This window comes from Colwellia sp. E2M01, from assembly GCF_018860585.1.
In the GTDB taxonomy this organism is placed as follows: Bacteria; Pseudomonadota; Gammaproteobacteria; order Enterobacterales; family Alteromonadaceae; genus Colwellia.
Map to the genome: position 1 here is coordinate 1 of NZ_JAHKPR010000036.1, position 23,064 is coordinate 23,064.

Below are 23,064 nucleotides of genomic sequence, written 5' to 3' on the forward strand. Positions count from 1 at the left end.
TCTGTTGCGGCACCTGTTGCCGTACCGGTAATAGCTGCGACGCCATTAACACCGGTAATAGTAATAGTGATATTTTGTTGTGTACCATCAGCTGATGTTACGCTAATAATATCAGTCATAGTGCCGTTATTTACTAATGCTTGTACATTTGCGTTGGCATTATTTAATGCATAGCTCCAAGCTCCTGCGGCATTAATACTGAACGTTCCATAAGTTTTGGCTAGCGAAGTTTGTGCTGTAAATGAAGATTCATTAATATCAACATCCGTAACAGTTAATGTACCCGTTGCATTAGTTCCGTTATCTTCTATTGTCCCACCTGTTATATCGCCTCCAATAGTTGCAGGATCATTTGCTCCGGCTACAGTAATGGTGATATTTTGATTAGCAGAAGTACTGCCGTCACCGTCGGAGACCGTGACTCGAACATTTCTTGCGCCAGTAGTAGGTGCGGCGGAATCTGTATTGGTATATGTTATTGCCTTTAAAAGTTCCTGTATGTTTGCAGGTGTCGCACTTGCGTTAAAGTCAACGACAAAGTCATTACCAACCGTAATATTATTTGCTAGCGTTCCTATTACTGTGCCGCCAACACTAACATTTGATCCGGCAGTAGTACCGGAAAGTGAAACACTACCTGCTGTATTTAAAGCTATTAAATCTTCTGCTGCATCTTCTCCTGAGGTTATAGTTACAGTGAGATTACCAGTATCAAAGTCTGCACTATCTGCATCAGTTAACGTTAAAGCCGTACCTTGATCGATAATGACAGCGCCACTATCTTCGGTATAGGTGAAACTATCGCCGCCTAAGTTAGTTATAACAGGAGCAACATTTGCAGCAACTGTTTCAACATAATCAGATAAGTTTCCCGTATGATAATACGCGTCATAGCTACCGCTATCTTCAGATGCTAATATGATGGTGTTATTAGTCGTATCCAACTCAAAGTTTTTTAAATTCCCATTAAGAGAGAGTATATTCCCGTCAAACCAAGTGGTGCCATCATAAGCCTGAATAAATGTGTCAGTACTAGTTTTTATGGCTATATAGAAATAAGTTCCATCAGTTTGAATACCATAAGAGGTTAGGTTCGTATGACCACTACGAGTAATTTCAGTACTGACATGACTGCCAGACTTATTAGTACCATAATATGCTTTATTATCACTATTATATACATAATGCATGTAACCATTACTGTCGAGTAACATTCCAGACATATAATTTCCGGGATCATTAATTGCCGCAAGAAACAACACCTTAGCAGTAGGTGATGAAGAGTCCATGACATAATATTCTGGAGAATTTAATTTAGGGGCAGTACCAAAATCATTTTGAAACACTACTTTTTCAGTGCCATTGCTACTTGTAAGTACAAAAGTATTCCCAAAGTCTTTACTTGCATTTCTCGCATTAGAATACACCAATGTATTCACCCAAGAACCGCTAGCATCGGTAACATAACGAGCTTCCACTACATCATTAGAGCCATTACCATCCCATTCACTTTGATCGACAGAAAATGAAGCATGTACTTTACCATCGCTATCTAAAGCTATACTCACCTCACCGATGGAGATTTGTCTATTACTAATTCCAGAGTCAGCCTCGGTATAAACCTCTTGAAATGCCCACGATCCAGAAGAATATTTTCCATACCATAGGTTTTGATGATGACCATTAATGCTAGGGCTTGGCCCTGGTGATGCGTCAGAAAAACGCACTGGAAAAACGAAGTGGACATCCCCATTTGCATCAATTAATAAGTCTGAATCTCCATCATTAGTTGCGATAGAGCCAGCAGCTGAATTTACTGCTTTAATATCGGTTATAGAAAAAGAGCTAACAGGCACGAAAGAAGTGCCATTAAACTTTTTAATATGGAATGCATAAGGGCTAGTGGCATCTTTATAATGAAAATAACGCTCACCATCTAAACCAACTTTAGCTGTTGCATTTGTCCAACTAGTAGAATCTACCACCAAACCCGCATTAAACATAACACTATAAGATGTTGGTTCTGCGGGTTGCTCATTACTTGCATTAATAACAACGATATAGGCAATATAACTTTTTCCTGCTGTCATCCCCGTAAAATTCAATGTTGCGGCTTGGCTAATTGTACTAGCTGTTTGATAATCTGTAGCTGCAGCCCCACTACCATCCGTACCAGCCTGAACTTGAGCAGTACTTGGTGCTGTTTTTGTTGACTCTAAAAGTACAACATGAACGGTACCCTCTTGATTAGATGAAACATCAACAGTCACAGTTGTTGTGGTTTTATTGCTAACCCTTACATTTGAAACCGTTGCATAACTAACAGCAGCGTGCCATGTACCCGGATAGCTTGCACAATTAGTTGCATTAAAGTAGGTGCTAGTATTTGTAAAATATGTTCCCCAAGTTATATGACAATGATTGTAGCCTGCGTCATGTGCAAATTCTTTTCTATATTGCTTAGCTCCGAGCTCTCCAGAAAGCACGTTGGGATTTATATTAGTAGGGAGAAGTAGGCCTTCTTCTTCGAGATAAGATAATACATCTTCTTGTACTTTAATTTTTCTATTAACATGGTTTGTATTAGTGCCAAATACATTAAAAGGGTTAACATCAGCATTTGAGTTTCTAGTATCAGTGGCTTCACTATTTTTTAGCGAGTCAGCAACTGTGCTTTTTACACTGATGGCTTTGAATTTATTTTTGTTACTTCGACTCAAGTTACGTGTACTAGCTTGCGCTGGTGCGCCAAGCAACAACATAGGAAGTAATGCTTTAGCAATTGTTTGTTTTTTCATAATGCGTGCTCCGTAAAGTCGAATAAGTGTCGTGTCAATGAACTGCTAGTTTGTAGAAGTTCAGGGCTAGTACTGTTAGGGATAATGGCAATATCGTAAAGTTGGGTAATATCGCCTTCAAATTTAATATGTGCTATTTCTTCCCCTGTATCGGGGTTAATAATCCAAATACCTGCAAAGGTTTCTTCATACATTTCAGATAATGGTGTTGGGTTTTTAAGCTCACTAGAGCGAATTTTCGAGGTGCATAAAAACATTAAACCATCATGAAAATTAATGCCTCGAGTAAACCCAGGTACTTTGAAAAATTCTGTTTTTTCTTTGGTCTTGATGTTGTATTTCCACACATTACCAAGTCCTGATTCACAAACATACACAAAACCATTATGAACTTTAGGTGAGTGCGGCATGATCATTCCTTCAATAAGGATTTCATCCGTGTCTATATCAATAAGTGTTCCATAATCGATACGTCCTTCTGACCATGAGTCACGGGAGTCTTCCATATTAAAGGTGGTTACATACTTAGGTTTTCCATCTTGCATTGCCATACCATTTAGATGGCATCTATCTTCAGGCACAAGTTCAGAAATGAATTTAGGTTTCCAACGCGCTACAAAAGAATGCTCTGCGGTAAGCGTTGATAAACAGGAAAAGGTGGAGTTAACAACCCATAATCCTTCGTCTCCCCAGGCTATATCATGAATATTGATCATGCCAGTTGTTAATGAAGCTCGCTGTAAGTAGAGGGAATCAGAAATTTTAACATCGTTGAGCGCAATTTCTCTTTCTTTTTGCAGAGCTTGTTGTTGCTCCTGATCTTTTTCAAGGACTTTTTTACTCATGCGAGTTGTGTCATCTAGTTCTTGGTTTTTTATTTTATGTAGTAGAATATTACTTTTTTTAAATTCTAATACCTGATTTAAGGTGCCTAAAGTAATACGATCTTCATCAGCATATATCCCCATTGGTCGAGGAAAAGCTTTAAATCGTGTCGTGATGGTTTGACCATCGCTCTGAATTAAAATTAGTCGAGCGCTTTGATAGCTTGTGACGGCCAATGAAACATTTAATGCTTTTAAAATTTTTGGGAAGTTGTCTGTTGATATACTTGAAAAATCAAACTCGACATCGTTTAACTCTTCACTTTTATTATCGTTCATTCAAATCTCTTTTCATGTTTTCTACAATTGAACTTATTGATTTATGTTTATTGTTCGATAGCTGTAATGCTAACAATCCACTGATAACGGGGGCCGCCGCGGAGGTGCCATTAAAATTTCCATAACCACCATTTTTAAGGGTCGTTTCTAAATTACCAGAGATGAAGAAATCGACTAAATCACCATAATTACTATAGGATTGTGTTGCACCAACTGTTATGACTTCTTCAATGGAGGCTTCTATAGAATAAGGCTTTATCTCTTGATGCTGATTTCCAGCAGCATAAACAATGGCTACATTGCTAGAAAGGTGTTTTATAACATCATATATAGGCTCTAAAAGAAGCGGAGAATTCCAACTGCAATTGATAATATCTGCTCCAGCTTTAGCTGCCACAGTTAATGCTAAAATAGTATCAGAAGTTAAATTTATTGTTTGTCTAATTGCTATTAGATTCGCGTGTGGCGCTATTCCATTGATACCTATGTTATTATGTTTTGCGAAGATAATTCCGGCGACTTTAGTGCCATGAGTATCAAGTTTATCTTGAGGTTTTGATGTTAACCTTTTCAGGTTAGCGTCATAAGAAAATATAACTTGGGTCGAAATTAAGTCTTCATGATTTAGGTTAAAACCATCATCAATGATAGCTATATTGACACCTTCCCCAAAATTGTCGTGCTGTAGCATTTTATGTTTATAATGTTTAACTAGTTCTTTCGTTGAAATATCATTGCTACCAGTAAAACTATAGAAACGTTTTTGTAAAATATTCGGTTGCGCATAAATAATATAGCTTTTAGTAGACAGCTCTTGAGAATATGTTAATGGATCTGTTGATTTAACTAAGAAAAGATTAGAATTTTCTAGAAAAGCTAACTGAACTGCAGGCTTATTTAACTTTGCTATCAAGGATTGCTTACCAAGTTTTGTTTTTATTATTACTTCAGGAACTATTGTGAATTTTTGGCTATCAATAATTACTGAGTTACCGAAGTTTTTAAAAAAATGGCGGTCAACAGAAGTAGAGTTGTCTGCTAATGTTCCTGCTGAATAACAAAAAGAATAAAATAATACGATATAAGGGAATGCTCTAAAAATATTTATATATAGACATAAACAAGTAACGCTACCTACCATTCAAATATCTTCCAACGTTTTATTTTTAATTATTGAATAACAAATCAAATCTACTGGGTAATTACGAAGACTTATTTAGGACTTTGAAATTATTTTTTATAAAGTTTTAGGCTTTACAAGGGGGATATAATTTATTGCCTTTAGTATAGGCCTAATAAAATATTAGGCAAATAGTTTATATGATTGCCTGTGTTGATGATTTAAGTACTACATAATTAACAATACCCTTACATGCCCTATTAAATTTAGCTTGTGATCAATGAAAAACTCATAAAATGAACGCCGGCCTTAAACTTACTTAGGATGAAAATTTAAGGCCGTGTTTTGAGTTATTATTAAAACAGTTCTTCTTCTATATCCACTTGCCCACCAGATAGTATTTCACGAGTATTATCTTCTACCACAAACTCTGTTGGCACATTGCGATAACGGAAATATTCAAATTCAGTACTTTTATCTGTTTTGGTGGTTAACTTTCCTGTCTCTTTGTCTATGCGTATAGACACCATATCTACCGGTGGCTGGAAAGGTTCAAATTCTACTTCCTCCAACGCTATTCTCATAAAATCAATCCATGCGGGTTGTGCGGACTTAGCACCAAATTCATTACCTGTTATTTGATTCTTACCTAAATTATTATTGTAAACAGTTTGCCCTAATGTATGGCTTGGATCATCAAAACCAATCCATGAGGTAGTAACTAAACGACGGCTATAACCTGAGAACCATGCATCTTTTGCTTCGTTGGTTGTTCCTGTTTTACCAGAAATATCTCGTCTCTTGAGAGTTCTTGCGCGCCAACCAGTACCTTGCCAACCATGTTTCGCCGACCAATCAGCGCCCCAAATAGCACTATTTAGCGCTTGCGTGATTAAAAAGGCATTTTGTGCACTGATAACTCGTGGCGCTAAATTTGTTTCTTCAGTCGACTCATCTTCCTCTATATTTAATAATGCGCTGTCTGTTTGTTTATAACTGTTGAATAAATCGTTGTCGTTAATAGGTGCAGATACTTGTTCAGTGTTTTCTTCCGATTTTTTATCGACAATACATGAGCCACAAGCTACCGCAGGGTTTGCTTGATAGATAACTTCCCCAAGACTATTCTCAATACGCTCAATTAAATAAGGCTTAATTAAAAAACCACCATTAGCAAATACTGCAAAACCTGTGGCAACTTCTAAAGGCGATAAAGAAGCGGAGCCAAGTGCTAAAGATTCATTGCGTGGTAAATCATCTTCTTCAAAGCCAAACTTGGTTAAATGGCTCACCGTTTCATTAACACCAATACTTTTTAATAGTCGTACCGCAATAACGTTTTTAGATTGCGCTAAGGCTAATTTAACCCTTAAAGGACCAACATAAGTTTCAGGTGAATTTTTAGGGCGCCAAACCACACCTGAGCTTTTATCCCATTGATTTATTGGTGCATCATTAACAAGTGATGCTAAGGTAAACCCATTATCTAAAGCAGCTGAATAGAGGAAAGGCTTAATATTAGAGCCCACTTGACGCTTAGCTTGCGTGACACGATTAAATTGGCTTTGTGCAAAGCTAAAACCGCCAACTGCAGCTTTAATAGCTCCATCATCAGGAGACAATGAAACAATAGCAGCACTTACTGTTGGTAATTGCCCTAAACGATAATTACCATCTTCAGTTTTTCGTACCAATATAACATCACCAAATGCCAGTATATCTTGTGCTGTTTGAGGTGGTCTACCTTGTTTTTGATCATTAATATAAGGACGAGCCCAAGATAATCCATCCCAATTTATCGTTGCTGTTTCATCATTATTAAGGTGAATGCTAACAGATTTTTCGTCAACAGCGACGACAACAGCAGGCTCTAATGTTTGATAATGTTCTACCTTAGCTAGTGCATTGTTTAGTTCATCTAACGATAATGGAGTAACTTGATCGTTGTCGGTCGAGTTTGAGTGTGGCCTGATTGAGGTAATTGGACCACGATAACCATGACGTTGATCATAATTAAATAAATTATTTACTAAGGCATCTTTTGCCGCTGTTTGTAATGTCGAGGTAATCGTTGTGAATACTTTATAGCCTTCAGTGTACACTTTATCCTTACCGTAACGTTCAAGCACTTCTTGATGAGCCATTTCAGCTATATAAGGTGCGGTTAACTCTATTTCTGCGCCATGTCTTTTACCTGTAATAGGAGCGTTTTTAGCAGTTTGATACTCTGATTCAGTGATATAGCCACTGACAAGCATTCTACCTAACACTACAGAACGACGCGCTTTGGCACGTTTAGGTGACCGAATAGGGTTTAAAGTAGAAGGTGCTTTAGGTAAACCCGCTAAAACGGCTATTTGCGCGAGTTCAAGCTCATTTAATGATTTTCCATAATAAACTTGGGCTGCGGCACCAAAACCGAATGATCTATGGCCTAATGGAATTTTATTGATATACAGCATTAAAATTTCATCTTTGGTGAGCAGGTGCTCAATATGAAATGATAAAAATATTTCTCTAATCTTACGGGTATAGGTTACTTCGCGGGTTAAAAAGAAGTTACGCGCTACTTGCATGGTTATAGTACTAGCACCACCTTTGTCTTGTCCCATTAGTTTTGCAAGAATAGCTCGTCCTAAACCAATAGGGTCTACACCGAAGTGCATATAAAACCTATCGTCTTCCGTTGCTAATAACGCATCTATTAATTGTTGAGGAACTTCATCAAGGGTTAACGGAATTCGCTTTTTTTCTCCAAATTGTGAAATTAATAAGCCATCTTTGCTATATATTTGTAATGGTGTTTGCCAATGTAAATCTTTTAAAGATTCAACACTCGGTAATTCAGAACGCATTGAAAGATACAAACCATAAATAGCAATAGATGTCAAAATTAATAGTATAAAAAGGATTTTTAATATATTTTTGATTGAAAACACAGCAAAATACCAATAAGTGGTTAGAATTTTAAGATAATGCTAGTATATAGTGTAAAAGCATGTAATAAATGTATTTATGCGTATTTTGCGTCTAAAATAATTACAAAAATAAAATTGTAGGTCGTTATGCTAGACAAATTGTTTAAAAATAAAAACTCAATGATGGTAGGGATCGATATCGGTTCTCATTCGGCAAAAGCCGTTTTACTGAGTCAGGGAAGCGAAGGTTTTGTGATCGAAGACTTCGCGATTGAGCTTATGCCTCGTGGAACTGTAGTCGATCGTGAAATTCAAGATATAGAAGCCGTAGGTAATGTTATTGCTAAGCTGAGAAAGAATATCTCAGCCAAAGCTACAGACGCAGCCGCTGCAGTATCAGGGCAAACAGTAATCACGAAGGTGATTTATATGGATGTTGCCTTAACTGAAGACGAGCTTGCCAGCCAAATAGAAATTGAAGCTGATAGTCTTATTCCATTCCCTTTGGATGAAGTTAGCTTAGATTTTGAGACTTTGGATGTTAATGAGTCTGATCCTAGTAAAGTAAACGTTTTATTAAGCGCTGCTCGTACTGAATCTATTGAAGCTCGTGTTGCCGCCCTAGATGCTGGGGACTTTCAAGCCAAAGTCATTGACGTTGAGTCTTATGCTGTTGGTCGCTCTTACGATCTTTGTTTAACTCAACTTCCTGAAGATGCAAAAGATAAAGTTGTTGCTATTGTTGATATTGGCTCAACGGTAACACTATTTTCTGCTACTAATGCAGGCAAACATATTTATAGTCGAGATCAGATGTTTGGTGGTGAGCAATATACACGTTCTATTGTTTCATATTACAACAAATCATTTGAGCAGGCTGAAGAAGCTAAAACATCGAATGACTTACCTCCTAACTATACTTTTGAAGTATTAGCCCCGTTCCATACTGTATTAATGCAGCAAATTCGTCGTGCAATACAAATGTTTTTGACGACAAGTGGACAAGAAAAAGTAGATTACTTATTAATTTCAGGCGGAACAGCTGCTTTAGAAGGTATTGGCGATTTATTAACTGATGAGCTTGGTATACATACTGTAATCGCTAATCCGTTTCATGATATGACTATTAGTGATTCAGTTGATAAAGATGAACTGGCTAAAGTTGCACCACAATTAATGGTAGCAACAGGATTGGCTTTAAGGAGTTTTTCGCCATGGCACATATAAACCTACTTCCTTGGCGTGAAGCTGCACTCAAGGCACAACAAAAACAATACTTTACTATATTATCTGTCGTTGCTGTTATTTCGTTAGCACTGGTTCTTTCAGTTAACTTTTACTACCAGGCTCGTATTGATGGCCAAGCGAGTAAAAATCAATATTTGAAAAACGAAATAGCCCAATTAGATATTCAAATTGCCGAAATAAAGCTTTTAAATGATAAAAAAGCGGCATTACAAAAACGTATCAATGTAGTAGAACAATTACAACGTAGTCGAAACGTAGGTACGCAAGTACTAGACGAAATAGCAAAAATAATTCCTAATGGTATTTATATTATTGAATTAGAAAAGCAAGGTAATACGTTACAGCTTACAGGTAAAAGTGAGTCTAATAACCACCTAGCTAATATGATTCGAGCTGTTGAATTATCTGACTTATTTGTTGATGCTACACCTGAGTCGATTACTGCTGATGACGGTTCTCCTAAATTACTGAGTAGCTTTAAAATGAAAGTTAAAATAAAAGGCTTAGTTGATGAAGATAAGGGGAGCAAATAATGAATTTTGATGCATCCCAGTTTGACAACCTCGAGTTAGACAATATAGGACAATGGCCTGCAGCAGCGAAGCTGATGTTAGCTATATTTTTAGCTGTAGTGATTGCTTTTCTAGGTTATATGGGGCTTATTAGTGACCAAATGACTAGCCTTGACCGTAGTTATGCAGAAGAGCAGACACTCAAACAATCTTATCAAACGAAATATCACATTGCGGCAAATTTAGATTTATTTAAAGCACAAATGGTTGAAGCAGAAGACACTTTTGCAAACCAGCTAAGAAGCTTACCTAATAGCCATGAAATCCCAGGCTTATTAGATGATATTACTTTTGTAGGCACAACCAGTGGACTTGATTTTGTTAAGTTAGAATGGCAACCCGAGATTAGTAAAGAAATCTATATTGAATTACCGATTGATATAGAGGTTATAGGCCCTTATCACTCATTTGGTCAGTTTGTAAGTAAGATAGCCGGTTTACCAAGAATCGTAACCTTACATGACTTTAAAATTAAGATAGAACAAGATGATATCGATACCTTAAACTTGAAGTTACAAGCTAAGACATACCGTTACCAAGAGGAGGCTGATCAATGATCAAGCAAAGATCTACTTCTAAAACGACAATGGCTTTTGGTATCGTAGGATTAACTATGCTCTCAGGCTGTTTTGATGACACTACTGAGATCAAAGCTCATATGGCTCAGGTTCAAGCAACAACAACGAGTTACATTGAGCCAATGCCTGAAGTTAATCCTTTTATTCACATTGCTTATTCTGCTGATGATTTGCGTAGCCCATTTGTATTACCTAAACCAGAAGCAATTCAACAAAAAATGCAACAAATGGCAGGGTGTTTAAGCCCTGATAATAATCGCCGTAAACAGCCATTAGAAAAATATGCGTTAAGTGACTTAACAATGCGTGGTACTTTAGGTGATGCAAGTATGCTTTGGGCTTTATTAGAAGCCTCTGACTTAACTTTACATCGTGTTGCTGTCGGAAATTATCTAGGTCTCTATAATGGCCGAATAACGCAGGTGAGTGCAAAAACAGTGAAAATAATTGAATTAGCTCCAGATGGTGCAGGGTGTTGGGTAGAACGAGAAGCTACCTTAAATATTGTTCAATCTGAAGAGTCAAATAAGTAAAGGAATTAATAATGCTAATTAATAAAACGAAAAATTATAAAGGCTTTACTGCTATTAAAGAACTTTGGCTAACGACCCTATTCATAGTATCTACAGTAATGTTGCCATTGTCAGTAAATGCAGCAGACGTAAATAACAATGAAGTAGTAGGTCTTTCATATAATACGATTCAAAGTGATCAAATAGTTCTTGCTTTCAGCTTTGCAGAAAAAATTGAAACACTGCCTGAAATTAAAACGTCAATGAATCCTGCTTTTGTTGAGGTGACATTTGCTGCTAATGCTTTTAATAAAGACATCAAAAATACCTTAGTAAATCATGCCGGTGTTACTGAAGTTAATTTAGACGCAACTTCAGGCCAAGTTGTTGCTTTAATTAGCTTAGAAAAGCTTGGTGTTTTTGATGTGTCATTAAATAATGACACAGAATTTGCAATCACTTTTAATTACGGTGAAGCGGCTGAAATGGTTGAAACATTAAGTCCTGCCGGTGAAGCTTTTATCAATCATGTAGAATCAATTGATTTTAGATTAAATGAAGCTAATGAAGGTCAAGTTTTAGTTTATTTAAAAGAGAATATGTTAGCTGCAGACGTTAACAATAATTTAGGTAAATTAAATGTAGAATTTCACAATACTGAAATTATGGATGACTTACTTTATAAGTTAGACGTTACAGATTTCGGAACCTTAGTCACTAAAATTGAAACTTTCAGAGAAGGTCGTAATGCTCGTTTAGTGATTGACGCAGACAGTGACTTTATTTTTACACAAGAACAAGAAGACAATCTATTTATTTTAACGGTTAAAGAAAAACCTGTTAAAGCACCAACCTATTTAGGTGAAACTGATGACTTTAATGGACGTAGTATTTCTTTAAGCTTCCAAGATATTCCAGTACGTACCGTTTTACAAATCATCGCCGATTATAATGAGTTTAACTTGATCATTAGTGACACAGTAACAGGTAACATTACTTTACGTCTTGATGGTGTTCCTTGGGACCAAGCATTAAGTATTATTCTGAAAGTAAAAGGTCTAGATAAACGTATGCAAGGCAACATTCTAATGGTTGCGCCAAGTGATGAATTAGCTGCTCGAGAAGCACAAACATTACAAGCTAAACAACAAGTAGAAGAATTAGCGCCTTTATATTCTGAGTATGTACAAATTAATTACGCTAAAGCTGCTGAATTTGCAGAGTTAATTAAGAATGATGATACAAGTATTTTATCTGCTCGTGGTAGTGTTTCAGTTGATGAACGTACTAATACGTTATTAATTCGAGATACTGCAGCTAGTATTGAAGACATTAAACGTATGGTAACAATTCTTGATGTTGCAGTGCGCCAAGTGGTTATTGAAGCTCGAATGGTTACCGTAAAAGATAACATAAACGATGAGTTAGGAATTCGTTGGGGCGTTACTAATACCGATGGGGAAATATCTACATCAGGCTCTATTGCGGGTAACAATGCTGCAAATGGTATTGGTAATGGTGGTGTCGGAGGGGCTCCTTCAGGTAATGATGGCTTGAATGTAAACTTACCTGTAACAGGTGCCGCTGGTACTATTGCCTTTCAAGTAGCTCGATTAGCAAATGGTACTATATTAGATCTTGAACTATCAGCTCTTGAAAAAGAAAGTAAAGGTGAAGTCATTGCGAGTCCACGTATTACTACAGCAAACCAAAAAGAAGCTTATATCGAGCAAGGTGTAGAACTTCCTTATCAAGAAGCTTCATCAAGTGGCGCAACAGCAACACAGTTTAAAAAAGCGGTATTAAGCTTAACGGTAACACCGCATATTACTCCAGATGATAAAATTATTTTAGATTTGGTCGTAACTCAAGATACTGTATCTGAGGTAAGTAGTGGTTTTGCTCCTGCTATTGATACTCAGCGTATTGGTACACAAGTATTAGTAAATAATGGTGAGACTGTTGTACTTGGTGGTATATATCAACAATCAATTATTAGTACTATTTCTAAGATTCCAGTGTTAGGTGACATTCCATACTTTGGCTGGTTGTTTAGAAATACTAGTCAGCTAAACGAGAAAAAAGAGTTGCTAATTTTTGTAACACCTAGAATCGTTACTGAACAGTTCTAAATAATATATTTCCTAAAATCCACCAAATGACGCTTTATCGCGGCATTTGGTGGATTTTTTAGTTTTAAGCGCGTTTTTTAATTAAGTTAGTGCTTTTGTTACTTGCATTTTATAGCTAACAATTGCGATAATTACGCCCTTGAAATTTCCGAGGGAGACCTCTCTTGAGTTAAAAGCTGGTTATATCTACCTTAGCGCTTTTGACTATTCCGATAACAAATTGAGTATTAAGTAAATCTAATGGCAGAAAAACGTAACATATTCCTTATAGGCCCAATGGGTGCCGGTAAAAGCACTATCGGTAGAGAAATAGCCGACAGATTACATCTTGAGTTTTTTGATTCTGATCAAGAGATAGAGCGTCGCACTGGTGCTGATATTGCTTGGGTTTTTGATCTTGAAGGTGAAGAAGGTTTTCGTAAACGTGAAGAAGGCGTTATTGAAGACTTAAGTGAGAAACAAGGAATTGTTTTAGCGACTGGTGGCGGTTCAGTTATCAGCACTAATACTCGCAATCATCTATCTGCTCGCGGTATTGTTGTTTACCTTGAAACAACGATTGATAAGCAAGTTGCTCGTACTCAACGAGACCGTCGCCGCCCGCTTTTACAAACAGAAGAAGAGCCAAGAACTGTTTTGGAAAACCTAGCGGTTGCACGTAACCCACTTTATGAAGAAATCGCCGATGTCATTGTACAAACCGATGACCAAAGCGCTAAAGTAGTCGCTCATAAAATTATAGAAAAATTAGACTTTTAGTTTTGATATAGTAAACACTATTGTTAAGCAATAGTGTTATTCTTTATTAGTCCGAATTTACCTACCGTTGGAACAATAGCAGCTTGTTATGACAACTCTTAATCTTAATTTAGGCACACGTAGTTACCCCATTTATATTGATTCAGGTTTGTTAAATAATACAGACCTGTTGTCATCACATATCCATGCTAAACGAGTCTGTATTGTTTCCAATGATATAGTTGCTCCGTTATATCTTGACGCATTAAAAGAAAAATTATCTAACTTTATTGTTGATGACTTGATATTACCTGATGGTGAGGCTGAAAAAAGCTTAGCTAATTTTGATGTGATTATGTCTCACTTATTAGCTAATGAACATGGTCGAGATACTACACTCATAGCATTAGGTGGAGGTGTGATTGGTGACATTACAGGCTTTGCTGCTGCATGTTATCAACGAGGCATAAACTTTATTCAAGTGCCAACTACACTACTTTCGCAAGTTGACTCTTCTGTTGGTGGAAAAACAGCAATTAATCATCCATTAGGTAAAAATATGGTAGGAGCTTTCTATCAGCCTAAAGCTGTATTTATTGATCTAAATAGTTTATCTACATTACCCGTGCGTGAATTTAACGCTGGCATGGCAGAAGTAATAAAATACGGTATTTTAGGTGATAAAGACTTTTTCGTTTGGTTAGAAAATAATATCGCAGCAATAAAGTCAGGTGATAAAACCGTTTTAGCAAAGATGATTGAAATCTGTTGTCAATGTAAAGCTGATATTGTTGCCAATGATGAAAAAGAAGCAGGTAATAGAGCACTACTTAACTTAGGCCATACTTTCGGCCATGCTATTGAATCAGAGCAAGGTTACGGTAACTGGCTACACGGTGAAGCGGTTGCTACTGGCATGGTACTTGCTGCTAAGTTAGCAGTAGCAATGAATTTGCTTGAAGTGTCAGACTTACGACGTATAGAAAAGCTTATTGCAGCATTTGATTTACCTATTAATGCACCTGAAAATATGGGTTTTGATCAGTTTATGCCGCATATGCGTCGTGATAAAAAGAATATCGCAGGTAAGCTAAGGTTTATAATTCCTACTGCGATTGGTCAATCTGAAATCCGTGATGATGTCACGCCAGAGACGCTTCAACAAATTCTATAATTATTAACCGCTAACTAGAGATATACTCCATAGTTAGCGGTATATATAGAAGGGTTGAACATGTCTGCATTTGCAAATATTTTATCATCAAATCAAATTGAGCAAAGCCTTACCGAAGATAAACTATCAACAGGCAAGCAAACTTCATCGGGTGATATCTCAGATATCAATGTCATTACACGAATCGACTATAATTTACGTTTTGCCAAGCAAGCGGTTTTGGTTGTTGCCAGTGAAACAAATCAATATTCTCAAATAGCCAGTCAATATCTTGTTAGCTTATCTAGTACCGCTAATAATAGCCAAATTAATGTCGCCTTTGTTTCCGCTTCAGCAAAACTTAACGATATACAAATTCGTTGTCGATTAGTCGAACAGCTCTTTGTGAATACTCTATTTGATCCTGAGCAATCTTTAGCGGTAAGTGTCTTAAAATTTGCTAAACAGCATGGTGAAGCTATTACTATTGTAATTGAGCATGCGCATGCATTATCACTCCAAATAAAATATGAGTTATGTCAATTAGTCGACCAAGCTAAAAAGCACAACTTATCTGTTAATGTAGTGATATTCGGGTTAACAGAAGCGGCTTATCAAGTGTCCATCAACAAAAGTTTATTTAAAAATAAAATTGCTGTTATTGATGCAGAGTCAGGACAAGTTTTGAGTTTAGATGACAATAAAATAAAGCCTCAGAAAAATAAAGTCTCATTAACCTTATTACAAAAATCAACACTCGCTGCTGTTATGTTAATTTTACTTATGTTACTGCTATGGGGTTATCAATTAATAGCCAGCGCTATTGATGAAAACAATACAGTGAGTCAACCGTCAATAGTTACTGTAGGTGACACTATGTTAGGCTCATCTGATACTAACAATCGTACAATGCTCAAAAAAGAAAAAATAACAAGCGAAAATAACACTTCAGACGTAGAGGCTAAAGTACAGGCATCAAGCTCTGAGATTAGCTTAGCAATACTCGCTGCGACTGATGCAACGGAAGAAGAGTTTGTTCAAGCAGAGGCTGCAGATGTAATAAATGCTTTAACGAGTTTTGAGCATAATGACGTGCAGAGTGAAAAAGCGACAAAGCAAGCTTTTACAGAAAATACAGCACTTATAAATAAAAGCCAGCCAGTAAAGAAAACAATAAATAAAGTTAACCGAATAGATAGTCACTATTATGAAAACCAAGTGGTAGTTCATGATAAAGGCTATGTAATTCAAATCGCTGGTTTTGCTGATAAGCAATTATGGCAGCGTTTTATTAAGGAGAACCGTGTTAATAACCTTTATAGCTATGAGCGATTATTAAACGGTAAAAGCTTCATTGTGGTTACCTCAAAAGTGTTCCCTAATAAAGCTGAAGCGAAAGAAGCACTCAGCTTACTTCCAAAAAAGCTTAATGAACGTAAACCTTGGTTAAAGGATATTTCAGCAGTAATTACTGAAATTAATACCTTTAAAGACTAATTCAAGCTACAATCCGCCTTTAATTTTATTAAGTGAAATTACAGGTTAGTCGGCAGTATGAATAATAAACATCGAGCGTTTTTAAAGTGGGCTGGCGGTAAATATAGCTTATGCGATGTTATTGCGAAAACTCTCCCGAAAGAACGTCGCCTTATTGAACCTTTTGTTGGCGCCGGCTCTGTTTTTCTTAATACAGATTATGATGAATACATTCTTAATGACATTAATCAAGATCTCATTAATTTGTATAAAATCATCCAAGTTAACGCCGATACTTTTATCGAAGATGCACGTAAGCTTTTTACCTCTGAGTATAATCAGGCGGATGTTTACTATCGGTTAAGAGCTGAGTTTAATGCGAGTGACGACCCTTACTTTAGATCGTTAGTTTTCTTGTATATGAATCGTCATGGCTATAATGGTCTGTGTAGATATAACAAAAAAGGCGGTTATAACGTTCCTTTTGGTAAATATAAACGCCCATACTTCCCAGAAAAAGAACTTCAGTATTTTTCTGAAAAATCACAAAAAGCGACCTTTGTTTGTGAAAGTTACCGAGATACTTTTAATAGAGCTCAATCTGGCGATGTAATTTACTGTGATCCACCCTATGTGCCTTTAAGTAAAACGGCTAGTTTTACTAGTTATTCGGGTAATGGTTTTGGCTTAGATGAACAAGCTGATTTAGCGAATGCGGCTGAAGAAGTAAGTGAACGTAGTAATATACCTGTTGTGATATCAAATCATGATACGATCTGGACACGTAAAATTTACGAACATGCAAGTAAAATAAAATCTATTAAAGTCGCTAGAACTATTAGCCAAACTGCAGCTAAGCGTAAAAAGGTAGCGGAATTACTCGCTTTATATAAATAAAGTAAGGTTAAACGTATAAATCACAAGTGCTAGTTAAGTTGGTACTACCTTACTCACAATAAGCAGTAATGCGGCTATAAATACCGCTACAGCTAATATCCCAATAAAAATGAAGTGAGTGAGCTTGCCTTCTTGCAAATCACGTTTCCGATTGTCATTACTTTGTACGCCAAAAAAAGCAGCGGCGACACTTTTCAATGTTGAAATAAAGTTCATTGACTACTTTACCTTCAGTAAACGATCTTTTAACCATAGTTGCTTTTCGTGTAAATGTCATAAAACAAACGTAAAAAAACCTGAAGTGTTACCACTTCAGGTTTTTGTTTTTTATAATTTAGCTTAGATTTTAGGTCTATTTAAATTATAAAGTAATGTCTACAGCGTAAGAAACGTAGAATTTCATCTCATCACTACCGGCACCATCATCTAAATCTATTTTTGAAACGCCAAAAGTGAAGTTGTCTTTGCTTAAGCTAACGCCGAAATCGATAGAGTCTTCTGCTAACCAATCACCGCTATATGAACCAATATGGAAGTTTACTTCAGCTTCATTGCTAAGTGCTAAAGCGTAATCAGCACTTGCGTAAATTGTATCACCTGCATCAGCATCTTCACCTGATGTTAATACAGCAACTCCTAATGTTAAACCGCTAAAAGTAAAGCTACCGTAAACTTCAGAAAAATCAGCATCGCCACTGATTGAGTCAGGGTAAGCGTAGTAGATGAAACCAACATCGTATGACATGTTTTCATTAATATCAGCACCAAAACCACCGTAAAGGTCTAACTCAGTTTTCATGTCACCCCAAGAAGCATTTGATGCCCAAGTACCTACATAAAAACCAGATTCAGCAGAATAATCAATACCACCAGATATTGCCGCAGCACCACCTGTTTGCTCCATACCACGCCATAAGTAGTTACTTGTAGCTGCTACATTAGCACTTACTTCAGCAGACGCTGAAGTTGAAACGAAAGCAGCACTTGTTGCTAATGATAAAAGCGTAAAAGCTGTAGTTAATTTTTTCATAGTTAATCCCATATTTTTGAAGTTAAGTTAAGTTTTATTAAAATAGTGTTTCTAACGTAGATATAGCAAGTAGAGTGCCTATTAAAAAAAAAGTCACAAAAATAAATTATATCCTTATTAAACAGTACTTTATTTTATTAGTTTTTTTTATTGAACTTTTATTAAATATTTATGTCGCGTTGATTTGCTTTGTTGTGGTGCATTGATTCTGTTTTGGTGCGTTAATTTGGGCATTACCCTTAATTGATTAGAATGAGCTTTATACCTTCATTAATTGCACTGTATTAGGTAAAATGACGCAAAATTTATCGATTGGTTATGCTTATGTCAGATTATTTAATTGCCCCTTCTATATTGTCGGCCGACTTTGCTCGGTTAGGCGATGATGTTGCTAACGTATTAGCCGCAGGTGCTGATGTTGTTCATTTTGATGTAATGGATAATCACTTTGTGCCAAACTTAACGTTTGGACCAATGATATGCCAATCTTTACGTGACTATGGCATTACCGCGCCTATCGATGTGCATTTAATGGTTAAAAATGTAGATACTTTGATTCCAAAATTTGCTGAAGCGGGAGCAGACATTATTACTTTTCATCCAGAAGCGAGTGATCATATTGATAGAAGCTTACAGCTGATTAAAGATAGTGGCTGTAAAGCGGGCTTAGTATTAAATCCAGCGACGCCATTACATTGTTTAGATTTTGTTATGGACAAACTGGACGTTATTTTATTAATGTCAGTAAACCCAGGATTTGGTGGTCAATCTTTCATTCCTACAACCTTAGATAAATTACGCCTAGTAAAAGAGAAGATTAAAGCTAGCGGTTTTGATATTCGTTTACAGGTTGATGGTGGAGTTAAAGCGAATAATATTGCAGAGATTGCTGAAGCGGGCGCAGATATGTTTGTGGCAGGCTCGGCAATTTTTTCACAAGCAGATTATAAAGTAGCGATTGATGAAATGCGCGTAGAGTTAGCTAAGGTTTAACCTAAGCACTATTACCAAGCATAAACATGGTATTTAGAAAAGTTATATAAGCAAGCTGTGAACAACACAGCTAACATAAGTAAAGTATTTAGAAGTTTAAGGGTAAAAAATGACAAGTAAACCTATTGTATTAAGTGGCTGTCAGCCGTCAGGCGAGTTAACTATTGGTAATTATTTAGGCGCATTAAAGCAATGGGTAAATATGCAACCAACCCACGAATGTTACTATATGCTCGTTAACCAACACGCCATTACGGTTCGTCCTAAACCTGAAGACTTACGTAAAGCAACGTTAGATGGTTTGGCCTTGTACTTAGCGTGTGGCGTTGATCCTGAGCAAAGCACTATTTTTATTCAGTCACATGTTCCAGAACATGCACAATTAAGTTGGGTACTTAATTGTTATACGCAAATGGGTGAGCTAAATCGCATGACCCAATATAAAGATAAGTCACAAAAATCTGAAGCTAACATGAATTCAGGTTTATTTACTTACCCAGTATTAATGGCAGCAGATATACTACTTTATGGTGCTGATCGCGTACCTGTTGGCGATGATCAAAAGCAACATTTAGAATTAGCACGAGATATTGCTACGCGTTTTAACAATCTACATGGTGATATATTTAAAGTACCAGATCCGTTTATTCCTGAACATGGTGCTCGTGTTATGAGCTTACTTGAACCAACTAAGAAAATGTCTAAATCAGATGTTAATCCAGGTAACTTTATCGGCTTGTTAGAAGATCCTAAAAAAGTCGCCAAGAAAATAAAACGTGCGGTTACGGATTCAGATGAACAAGCGCGTATTTATTATAACCTTGAAGAAAAACCAGGGGTATCAAACTTATTATCATTGTTGTCTTGTGCGACAGGCACTTCTGTTGCTGATTTAGTGCCTGCTTATGAAGATAAAATGTATGGTCATTTAAAAGGTGATGTTGCTGATGCTGTGGTGGCTTTATTAGAGCCTATTCAAACTAAGTTTCATGAGTATAGAGCAGATCAAGACTTCTTAAATCAAGTTATGCGAAATGGTGCAGAAAAAGCTTCAGCGCGAGCTAGTACGGTACTTACCTCAGTTTATGATGCTGTGGGCTTTATTCCTCGTCCATAGGTTTTTAAGAGGATTTTTAAGATCACACTCACTTAAAAAGGCTTGTATTCTACTGAAAACAAGCCTTTATTTTACCTAAAACCTAAAACCTAAAACCTAAAACCTAAAACCTAAAACCTAAAACCTAAAACCTAAAACCTAAAACCTAATCCCTATCAGTTAATCACTATCTTGTGCTGCTTGGTTAGCTTGTTCGAATAGAGTATTACTTTCATTAATGAAACGCTCAACATTATTACTTGGGGCAATAAGGTAACTAGGCGCCATAATAGTCGAATTATAATGAGGACGCGGATCAAACTCAGGTTGATTACTGTATTGTATTAAGTAATCACCACCAAATAGTAATGCCGTAAAACCCAACGCAATAATAATTCTACGCTTAGCCGTTGTTTGAAAACCAATATAATTATTAAGCCAAAACAAACTAAAGGCTAAAATAATGGAAAGTATTGTTCCTATTATAGGCACCAGATTATTACTTGCTGAATTGAATTCAGCTATTTCAGTGACTAACTCAGCCATCCACATAACAATGAAGAAAGTAAAACTAATGCCTATTTGTGCTAATGTCCGGGGATCATTCTTAGTTAAGTGAGAAATAAGTGCCACACTTGCAGGCCATATTGAATATAACAACCCTTTAGTAAAAGCATTGACTAATAACTGGCTAATATTTATTTCGGTCGATTGATTCAAATAAGTATTATAAGCGGCAATTAACATAAATAGCGCAATACTCATCACTACAGCAACAGGGTTGCGTATTAAATCAATTAAATATTCAAAAGGACTGTATGGAATAGTATCGGCAACTTGATGATTTTTGAATAAAATGCGTAATTGGCTTTTACCTAGACTGATCACATCACCATTATTAATGACTTGTGGTTTGGCTTGCAGCTCATGCTTAACTTTTTTGCTCTTAATATGTTCTATTAAAGAGCCATTTACAGAGTCATTATCCTTAACATGCCAAACACCGTCTGCAAAAGTAAATGACAAATGTTTAGGACAGATATACGGATCCGTTAGAATGATATCATTATGATAGTCTCGGCCAATGTTGATATTGTTTTGTTGTAAACAATGACGATGCAATAATTTATGATTACGGCTGATCTCTTCAATAATTATTTCACCGGGTATAGTAGGCGTATTATTGTCAGCAAGTGAAGTGGTATTGTCTTCTATTAAACTGTCAATCGACGTTTCTGAGCTAGTGTCGAAGGCTTGGCTCTTATTTATTACTTCCATGAAATCGCCTCCATAAACTTGCTAGTAAACGCTAAAGCATTTTTTTGATTAACTCCCGCCAAAGTAAAGTGGCTAACTAAGCCTTGCTGATTTTTATCAATGCTTGCGCTTAAATATAAAACATCAAATAAACCAACGTAGTCTTTATAGGCTCTTGTGCAAAGTATACTTTTATTGTTCATCGCCTTCGTGGTATTTGCACTACTTTCAGGAGTAATTAAATCATGGCGGCATTGGTATTCAGTTACATCGTCTTTACTGGCAACATTACCAGCACCAGCGTGAGATATTTGTTTTTGATATAAATGGTAAAATTTATTATCGCTTAAATCTTTTGCTCGCATATAACTGAATTCGATTTCGATATTGCCGGTAAAAAAGTGTGCAGCAATAAAAGTATTTTCATCTAACGTACAATTTGCTACAACGGCTTCAATAATAGCATCACTTTTATCAGCATTAGAATCACCCCAACAACGAATAAAAGGCACATCAATAATAGGAATAATGGCTTTTCCCGCAAGCTCTTTACTTTGCCAAGTATTATTGAGTAAAGCGTCCATTAATTTATTTTGATTAGCGATTAGCTGCGATGATATTTGTTGTTTTATAAGATCATGAGTAACAAGCGTAGAGACGTTTTCAGATTGCTTTTTATAAATATTAAACAAGGTTACTAATTTATCGTGCGGAACTAAAAAACCAATTTGATTACCTGACGTTGCAACATTAATACCTACCACTTTTTCTTTGTTATTAACCACAGGACCGCCGCTCATGCCTGAGTTTATTGAACCTGTAAAATGGATACGCTCGTTAAAAGATTCCTTTTTTAAGCCGTTATAAGTGCCGGGTACAACAATCATACCTAAATCATGAGGGTTACCTAAGGCAAATAACTGCTCTCCTTTAATCGGTTTTTCATCAGAAATTTGAAAGTAAGGCATAGCGTTAGTCACAGTACGTTTGACTAATGCTAGATCATTAATAACATCAACACTAACCAAGTCCATCTCATCGGTATTACCTTGGTGATCTAAATATTCAATTCGATATTTTTCAGGGTGGCGGGCATAACTTGAAATAACATGATAATTGGTAGCAATAATACCGTCTTCACTTATTTGAAAGCCTGAGCCGATAGACGACTTTTCACCGCTGGCTTTATCAATTAATTTGATTTGGTAGAGAGAAGGGGTAAGTTGAGCAAATATTGCTTCGGCTTGCTCATCAGCAAAAGCGTTATAACTTAATAGTATAAAAATTAAGGTAAAAAAAACTTTCATTCATCTTCCTATTGATAGCTTATCATTGCATTGTGACAGTAAAATTTAATTTGTCACCTAAACAATCACATAAATA

At 36.3% G+C, this 23,064-nt stretch carries 19 protein-coding genes; 11 read left to right on the forward strand and 8 right to left on the reverse strand.

What is annotated here, in order from left to right; translation table 11 throughout:
• The 4 genes from KO502_RS07855 to KO502_RS07870 all read right to left on the reverse strand — a co-directional run.
• The coding region (locus KO502_RS07855) for a VCBS domain-containing protein (RefSeq protein WP_216022030.1) at positions 1-2,798 on the reverse strand (2,798 nt) is incomplete at its 3' end.
• Entirely contained in the window at positions 2,795-3,961 is a 1,167-nt protein-coding gene (locus KO502_RS07860; protein WP_216022031.1) for a TIGR03032 family protein, read from the reverse strand. The genes KO502_RS07855 and KO502_RS07860, both read right to left, overlap by 4 nt.
• Positions 3,951-5,102 (reverse strand): S8 family serine peptidase, encoded by a 1,152-nt coding sequence (locus KO502_RS07865; protein ID WP_216022032.1) that lies wholly within the window; start codon positions 5,100-5,102, stop codon positions 3,951-3,953. Before KO502_RS07865 ends, KO502_RS07860 begins: the two co-directional genes overlap by 11 nt.
• A gap of 335 nt (positions 5,103-5,437) precedes the next feature.
• A complete protein-coding gene (locus KO502_RS07870; RefSeq protein ID WP_252730630.1) occupies positions 5,438-7,936 on the reverse strand; it encodes a penicillin-binding protein 1A in 2,499 nt (832 codons plus the stop codon).
• 210 nt (positions 7,937-8,146) lie between these two features.
• On the opposite strand from KO502_RS07870, the gene KO502_RS07875 reads away from it, so the two are divergent.
• From KO502_RS07875 to KO502_RS07915, 9 genes are all read left to right on the forward strand, one after another.
• Positions 8,147-9,226 (forward strand): pilus assembly protein PilM, encoded by a 1,080-nt coding sequence (locus tag KO502_RS07875; protein ID WP_216022034.1) that lies wholly within the window; start codon positions 8,147-8,149, stop codon positions 9,224-9,226.
• Positions 9,214-9,780, forward strand: coding sequence for a PilN domain-containing protein (locus KO502_RS07880; protein ID WP_216022035.1), 567 nt, complete (start codon positions 9,214-9,216; stop codon positions 9,778-9,780). Before KO502_RS07875 ends, KO502_RS07880 begins: the two co-directional genes overlap by 13 nt.
• A complete protein-coding gene (locus tag KO502_RS07885; protein WP_216022036.1) occupies positions 9,780-10,376 on the forward strand; it encodes a type 4a pilus biogenesis protein PilO in 597 nt (198 codons plus the stop codon). The genes KO502_RS07880 and KO502_RS07885 overlap by 1 nt, the downstream gene beginning before the upstream one ends.
• A complete protein-coding gene (locus tag KO502_RS07890) occupies positions 10,373-10,930 on the forward strand; it encodes a pilus assembly protein PilP (protein WP_252730632.1) in 558 nt (185 codons plus the stop codon). Before KO502_RS07885 ends, KO502_RS07890 begins: the two co-directional genes overlap by 4 nt.
• A gap of 11 nt (positions 10,931-10,941) precedes the next feature.
• Positions 10,942-13,041 carry a type IV pilus secretin PilQ family protein gene (locus tag KO502_RS07895; RefSeq protein ID WP_216022037.1) on the forward strand — a complete coding sequence of 700 codons (2,100 nt, stop codon included), beginning with the start codon at positions 10,942-10,944 and terminating at the stop codon, positions 13,039-13,041.
• 240 nt (positions 13,042-13,281) lie between these two features.
• Complete coding sequence (gene aroK, locus KO502_RS07900; protein ID WP_216022038.1) at positions 13,282-13,800, forward strand: shikimate kinase AroK; 519 nt, start codon at positions 13,282-13,284, stop codon at positions 13,798-13,800.
• An 88-nt stretch (positions 13,801-13,888) separates the two neighbouring features.
• Positions 13,889-14,953 (forward strand): 3-dehydroquinate synthase, encoded by a 1,065-nt coding sequence (aroB, locus tag KO502_RS07905; RefSeq protein ID WP_216022039.1) that lies wholly within the window; start codon positions 13,889-13,891, stop codon positions 14,951-14,953.
• 60 nt (positions 14,954-15,013) lie between these two features.
• Positions 15,014-16,429 (forward strand): SPOR domain-containing protein, encoded by a 1,416-nt coding sequence (locus KO502_RS07910; RefSeq protein WP_216022040.1) that lies wholly within the window; start codon positions 15,014-15,016, stop codon positions 16,427-16,429.
• Positions 16,430-16,486: 57 nt separating this feature from the next.
• A complete protein-coding gene (locus KO502_RS07915; RefSeq protein ID WP_216022041.1) occupies positions 16,487-17,305 on the forward strand; it encodes a Dam family site-specific DNA-(adenine-N6)-methyltransferase in 819 nt (272 codons plus the stop codon).
• Positions 17,306-17,338: 33 nt separating this feature from the next.
• Here the strand turns inward: KO502_RS07915 and KO502_RS07920 are convergent, their stop codons facing one another.
• Together KO502_RS07920 and KO502_RS07925 are read right to left on the reverse strand one after the other, a co-directional pair.
• Positions 17,339-17,521 carry a DUF2970 domain-containing protein gene (locus KO502_RS07920; protein WP_216022042.1) on the reverse strand — a complete coding sequence of 61 codons (183 nt, stop codon included), beginning with the start codon at positions 17,519-17,521 and terminating at the stop codon, positions 17,339-17,341.
• Between the two features lie 145 nt (positions 17,522-17,666).
• Entirely contained in the window at positions 17,667-18,335 is a 669-nt protein-coding gene (locus KO502_RS07925; protein WP_216022043.1) for a TorF family putative porin, read from the reverse strand.
• A gap of 324 nt (positions 18,336-18,659) precedes the next feature.
• Here KO502_RS07925 and rpe point away from each other — a divergent pair, with 324 nt between their 5' ends.
• Both rpe and trpS read left to right on the forward strand, forming a co-directional pair.
• Positions 18,660-19,328 (forward strand): ribulose-phosphate 3-epimerase, encoded by a 669-nt coding sequence (gene rpe / locus KO502_RS07930; protein WP_216022044.1) that lies wholly within the window; start codon positions 18,660-18,662, stop codon positions 19,326-19,328.
• A gap of 109 nt (positions 19,329-19,437) precedes the next feature.
• Positions 19,438-20,445: a tryptophan--tRNA ligase gene (gene trpS, locus KO502_RS07935; protein ID WP_216022045.1), complete on the forward strand. Its 1,008-nt coding sequence runs from the start codon at positions 19,438-19,440 to the stop codon at positions 20,443-20,445.
• A 159-nt stretch (positions 20,446-20,604) separates the two neighbouring features.
• Here the strand turns inward: trpS and KO502_RS07940 are convergent, their stop codons facing one another.
• Positions 20,605-21,702, reverse strand: coding sequence for an FHA domain-containing protein (locus KO502_RS07940; protein WP_216022046.1), 1,098 nt, complete (start codon positions 21,700-21,702; stop codon positions 20,605-20,607).
• Positions 21,693-22,988 carry a serine protease gene (locus KO502_RS07945; protein ID WP_216022047.1) on the reverse strand — a complete coding sequence of 432 codons (1,296 nt, stop codon included), beginning with the start codon at positions 22,986-22,988 and terminating at the stop codon, positions 21,693-21,695. The genes KO502_RS07940 and KO502_RS07945 overlap by 10 nt, the downstream gene beginning before the upstream one ends.
• Positions 22,989-23,064: the final 76 nt, after the last annotated feature.